Raw genomic sequence first — 5,925 nt, forward strand, 5'->3', positions numbered from 1 at the left:
AAAAAAACCGGATAACGCATTGTAGATTGAAAAAAGGCTGTATATTTGCAGCCGCTTAAAACGGCAACGTTCGTTTTTTGTTTAGTTCATGAAAAGTGTTTTACGGTTTTGTTCAGGGTTTCAGAAAACTTTTAAAAAAAACATCAAAAACATTTGTGGGTTATTAAAAAGGGTGTTATATTTGCACCCGCTTAGCAAGGAAACGAGCTGGGCAAACAAAGAAGACAAGTTCATAGACATATTGAATTGACAGCGTAAGACCTTTACCGGAAACGGTTTTGGTCGACAAAAGAGAATAGACCATTTTGAGTAATTAGAAGATTCCTATTAGTTGTTAAGAAGTTGTTGTCCCATAGCGATATGGGCCGGCACATACAAATTAACGATGAAGAGTTTGATCCTGGCTCAGGATGAACGCTAGCGGCAGGCCTAACACATGCAAGTCGAGGGGTAACAGGGAGCTTGCTCCGCTGACGACCGGCGCACGGGTGAGTAACGCGTATACAATCTGCCTTTTGCTACGGGATAGCCCAGAGAAATTTGGATTAACACCGCATAGTATGTTTCCTTCGCATGGAGGTTATATTAAAGGTCACGGCAAAAGATGAGTATGCGTCCTATTAGCTAGATGGAGTGGTAACGGCACCCCATGGCGACGATAGGTAGGGGCCCTGAGAGGGGGATCCCCCACACTGGAACTGAGACACGGACCAGACTCCTACGGGAGGCAGCAGTGAGGAATATTGGACAATGGGGGCAACCCTGATCCAGCCATGCCGCGTGCAGGAAGACTGCCCTATGGGTTGTAAACTGCTTTTACATGGGAAGAAACCCCCCGACGTGTCGGGGCTTGACGGTACCATGAGAATAAGGATCGGCTAACTCCGTGCCAGCAGCCGCGGTAATACGGAGGATCCAAGCGTTATCCGGAATCATTGGGTTTAAAGGGTCCGTAGGTGGATGATTAAGTCAGGGGTGAAAGTCTGCGGCTCAACCGTAGAATTGCCCTTGATACTGGTTATCTTGAATCATTGTGAAGTGGTTAGAATATGTGGTGTAGCGGTGAAATGCATAGATATCACATAGAATACCGATTGCGAAGGCAGATCACTAACAATGTATTGACACTGATGGACGAAAGCGTGGGTAGCGAACAGGATTAGATACCCTGGTAGTCCACGCCGTAAACGATGGATACTAGCTGTTCGGATTTATCTGAGTGGCTAAGCGAAAGTGATAAGTATCCCACCTGGGGAGTACGTTCGCAAGAATGAAACTCAAAGGAATTGACGGGGGCCCGCACAAGCGGTGGAGCATGTGGTTTAATTCGATGATACGCGAGGAACCTTACCAGGGCTTAAATGTAGATTGCATTAGGTGGAGACACCTATTTCTTCGGACCATCTACAAGGTGCTGCATGGTTGTCGTCAGCTCGTGCCGTGAGGTGTCAGGTTAAGTCCTATAACGAGCGCAACCCCTGTTGTTAGTTGCCAGCGAGTCATGTCGGGAACTCTAGCAAGACTGCCAGTGCAAACTGTGAGGAAGGTGGGGATGACGTCAAATCATCACGGCCCTTACGTCCTGGGCTACACACGTGCTACAATGGTAGGGACAGAGAGCAGCCACTGGGCGACCAGGAGCGAATCTATAAACCCTATCACAGTTCGGATCGGAGTCTGCAACTCGACTCCGTGAAGCTGGAATCGCTAGTAATCGCATATCAGCCATGATGCGGTGAATACGTTCCCGGGCCTTGTACACACCGCCCGTCAAGCCATGGAAGCTGGGAGTGCCTGAAGTCCGTCACCGCAAGGAGCGGCCTAGGGTAAAATCGGTAACTAGGGCTAAGTCGTAACAAGGTAGCCGTACCGGAAGGTGCGGCTGGAACACCTCCTTTCTAGAGAAAGACGACTAAGAGGTATCATGTCTATTATAAGGGATAGTTTATTCTCGTTGCTGTTGATTTAAATAAATATTTAGTAGAGTCTCATAGCTCAGCTGGTTAGAGCGCTACACTGATAATGTAGAGGTCGGCAGTTCGAGTCTGCCTGAGACTACTAACTACTAAAGAAAGGAAATTCTGGGAGCAGAGGTCCGCCCAAGAAGTCGGCACAAGCGACTGCAAACTGCAGACTGTGGACTGCCAACGGATATTCATGGGGGATTAGCTCAGCTGGCTAGAGCGCCTGCCTTGCACGCAGGAGGTCATCGGTTCGACTCCGATATTCTCCACGGATTATCGATTTATCGATAATAAACGTTCATTGACATATTGAAAAAAGATACATGATAGGGTCTGGTCTATACCAGTTCCCTTAAGAAGTAACAATCAAGACACGCCATTATTGCACGAGCGATAACGGGCGGTCACAGTACGGTCTATATTTATATAGATTGTGCGAAACTCATTAAAAAAGCAAAAAGTACAATAAGCTAAATAAGGGCGTATGGGGAATGCCTAGGCTCTCAGAGGCGATGAAGGACGTGATAAGCTGCGAAAAGCTGCGGGGATCGGCACATACGAATCGATCCGCAGATATCCGAATGGGGCAACCCACTATATTGAAGATATAGTACCGAGAGGAGCGAACCTGGAGAACTGAAACATCTAAGTACCCAGAGGAGAAGAAAACAATAGTGATTCCGTAAGTAGTGGCGAGCGAACGCGGATTAGCCCAAACCGGTCCTGTTACGGCAGGATCGGGGTTGTAGGACCACGCCATTAGAAGCACGATGAACTAGAACCGTTTGGAAAGACGGGCCATAGACGGTGATAGCCCGGTATAGGAAAAGAGTGTGGATATAGTGGTATCCTGAGTAGTGCGGGGCACGTGAAACCCTGTATGAATTTGCCGGGACCATCCGGTAAGGCTAAATACTCCTGAGAGACCGATAGTGAACTAGTACCGTGAGGGAAAGGTGAAAAGAACCCTGAATAAGGGAGTGAAATAGAACCTGAAACCATACGCCTACAAGCGGTCGGAGCAACTTCGTGTTGTGACGGCGTGCCTTTTGCATAATGAGCCTACGAGTTACCGTTGCTAGCGAGGTTAAGTGGTTAAGCCACGGATCCGTAGCGAAAGCGAGTCTGAACAGGGCGCTTTAGTTAGTAGCGGTAGACGCGAAACCGTGTGATCTACCCATGGGCAGGTTGAAGCTGTAGTAACATACAGTGGAGGACCGAACCGGTTGACGTTGAAAAGTCTTCGGATGACCTGTGGGTAGGGGTGAAAGGCCAATCAAACTCGGAAATAGCTCGTACTCCCCGAAATGCATTTAGGTGCAGCGTTGGTTAATAGTTTTATAGAGGTAGAGCTACTGATTGGATGCGGGGGCTTCACCGCCTACCAATTCCTGACAAACTCCGAATGCTATAAAATGTTTGCCAGCAGTGAGGGCATGGGTGCTAAGGTCCATGTCCGAGAGGGAAAGAACCCAGACCATCGGCTAAGGTCCCCAAATATATGTTAAGTTGAAATAACGCGGTTGAACTGCTTTGACAGCTAGGATGTTGGCTTGGAAGCAGCCATTCATTTAAAGAGTGCGTAACAGCTCACTAGTCGAGCGGTTCGGCATGGATAATAATCGGGCATAAACATATTACCGAAGCTATGGACTTATTAATAAGTGGTAGGGGAGCATTGTAGTGTCGTCGAAGGTGTTCTGTGAGGGATGCTGGAGAAGCTACAAAAGAAAATGTAGGCATAAGTAACGATAATGCGGGCGAGAAACCCGCACTCCGAAAGACTAAGGTTTCCTCAGCTATGCTAATCAGCTGAGGGTCAGTCGGGACCTAACGCGAACCCGAAAGGGGTAGTGGATGGACAACCGGTTAATATTCCGGTACCTGCTCACGATAAAAGTGACGGAGGCGTATATTTGGTGCGTGCTGACGGAATAGCACGTTGAAGCCAGTGGCAACACGGCGATAGTACACTGAGGCTTCGGCCAAGGTGATAATCCAGAGAAGCGACTTCCAAGAAAAGCGAGTGAAGCAGCCCGTACCCTAAACCGACACAGGTAGTTGGGATGAGAATTCTAAGGAGCTCGAGAGATTCATGGCTAAGGAATTAGGCAAAATAGACGCGTAACTTCGGGAGAAGCGTCGCCCCGCTTAGGCGGGGCCGCAGTGAAAGAGTCCAGGCGACTGTTTATCAAAAACACAGGGCTATGCTAAATCGAAAGATGACGTATATGGCCTGACACCTGCCCGGTGCTGGAAGGTTAAGTGGAGGGCTTAGAGATTTATCTCGACGGTCTTAAATGAAGCCCCAGTAAACGGCGGCCGTAACTATAACGGTCCTAAGGTAGCGAAATTCCTTGTCGGGTAAGTTCCGACCTGCACGAATGGTGCAACGATCTGGACACTGTCTCAGCCATGAGCTCGGTGAAATTGTAGTATCGGTGAAGATGCCGATTACCCGCTGTGGGACGAAAAGACCCCGTGCACCTTTACTATAGCTTAGTATTGGTTTTGGATAAGTAATGTGTAGGATAGGTGGGAGACTTTGAAGCGGCGTCGCCAGGCGTTGTGGAGTCATTGTTGAAATACCACCCTTTGCTTGTCTAGAGTCTAACCCTTGAACAAAGGGGACAGTGCTTGGTGGGTAGTTTGACTGGGGTGGTCGCCTCCAAAAGAGTAACGGAGGCTTCTAAAGGTTCCCTCAGCACGCTTGGTAACCGTGCGCAGAGTGCAATGGCATAAGGGAGCTTGACTGAGAGACCTACAAGTCGATCAGGTACGAAAGTAGAGCATAGTGATCCGGTGGTTCCGCATGGAAGGGCCATCGCTCAAAGGATAAAAGGTACGCCGGGGATAACAGGCTGATCTCCCCCAAGAGCTCATATCGACGGGGGGGTTTGGCACCTCGATGTCGGCTCGTCACATCCTGGGGCTGGAGAAGGTCCCAAGGGTTGGGCTGTTCGCCCATTAAAGTGGCACGCGAGCTGGGTTCAGAACGTCGTGAGACAGTTCGGTCTCTATCTACAGTGGGCGTTAGAAATTTGAGTGGATCTGACTCTAGTACGAGAGGACCGAGTTGGACGAACCTCTGGTGTACCAGTTGTTCCGCCAGGAGCATTGCTGGGTAGCTACGTTCGGAAGGGATAAGCGCTGAAAGCATATAAGCGCGAAACCCACCACAAGATGAGATTTCTTTAAAGGGCCGTGGGAGATGACCACGTCGATAGGCCATAGGTGCAAGGGCAGCAATGTCCGTAGCCGAGTGGTACTAATAGCCCATAGGCTTATTGTACGCCTGTTTTTTTATAAGTTGCAAGTTGGTTGTTATGTACAAGATGTTCTTTTTTCAATATGTTAAGATATTTGTCCGCCCTTTGCGGTGGACGCTGAAAGCGGCAGGGGTCACACCTTGTTGCCCAAGCTATGACTTAAGGTGGTTATAGCGACGGGGCCCACCTCTTACCATTCCGAACAGAGAAGTTAAGCCCGTTTGCGCCGATGGTACTGCATTTGTGGGAGAGTAGGTCGTTGCCTTTTTTGAATCCCCGACATTTATTTGTTGGGGATTTTTTTTTGCGATATATCCAGCAACGGCCCAGGGGGCCTTGTACTGGTTGTAATGGAGCAGAATCACGTATATCTAGTTAAGTCTACACAGGACGAACCCTAAAATACCCTTACGCCTCTAAAGATTGTCCAGAACTCTTTGTTTTTGGCGTTGAATGATCCCGCGCAAGCGTTTATCTAGACATACTTAAACTGATTCTTCCTGAATTTTTAACCAACCACTTCGATCTTATGAAGACCACAAAGAACGGCGAGGTCATGCATCTGTATTTTGAAGAACCAATAACAATCCCCAAAGAAGAAGTTTCTCGAGATTTAATAGCCCACGGTTTTCATAAAGAAGTTAGCGTTCAAGATTTTCCTTTACGCGGAAATGCGGTATATCTTCATGTAA

General features: G+C 48.4%; 1 protein-coding gene, 2 tRNA genes and 3 rRNA genes. All 6 read left to right on the plus strand.

What is annotated here, in order from left to right; all coding sequences use genetic code 11:
• The first annotated feature begins 382 nt into the window (after positions 1-382).
• Positions 383-1,898 (plus strand): 16S ribosomal RNA (locus ACFFU9_RS07880).
• 86 nt (positions 1,899-1,984) lie between these two features.
• Positions 1,985-2,058, plus strand: a tRNA-Ile gene (locus tag ACFFU9_RS07885).
• A 101-nt stretch (positions 2,059-2,159) separates the two neighbouring features.
• A tRNA-Ala gene (locus ACFFU9_RS07890) sits at positions 2,160-2,233 on the plus strand.
• A 194-nt stretch (positions 2,234-2,427) separates the two neighbouring features.
• A 23S ribosomal RNA gene (locus tag ACFFU9_RS07895) occupies positions 2,428-5,256 on the plus strand.
• 137 nt (positions 5,257-5,393) lie between these two features.
• Positions 5,394-5,501: ribosomal RNA gene (gene rrf, locus ACFFU9_RS07900) — 5S ribosomal RNA — on the plus strand.
• The 16S, 23S and 5S rRNA genes sit together here with 2 tRNA genes alongside, the layout of an rRNA operon.
• A 225-nt stretch (positions 5,502-5,726) precedes the next feature.
• Positions 5,727-5,925 (plus strand): ISAon1 family transposase N-terminal region protein (locus ACFFU9_RS16230; protein WP_446685830.1); only part of this gene is annotated, 199 nt, incomplete at its 3' end.

Source organism: Mariniflexile ostreae (genome assembly GCF_042427585.1).
GTDB lineage: Bacteria > Bacteroidota > Bacteroidia > Flavobacteriales > Flavobacteriaceae > Pseudalgibacter > Pseudalgibacter ostreae.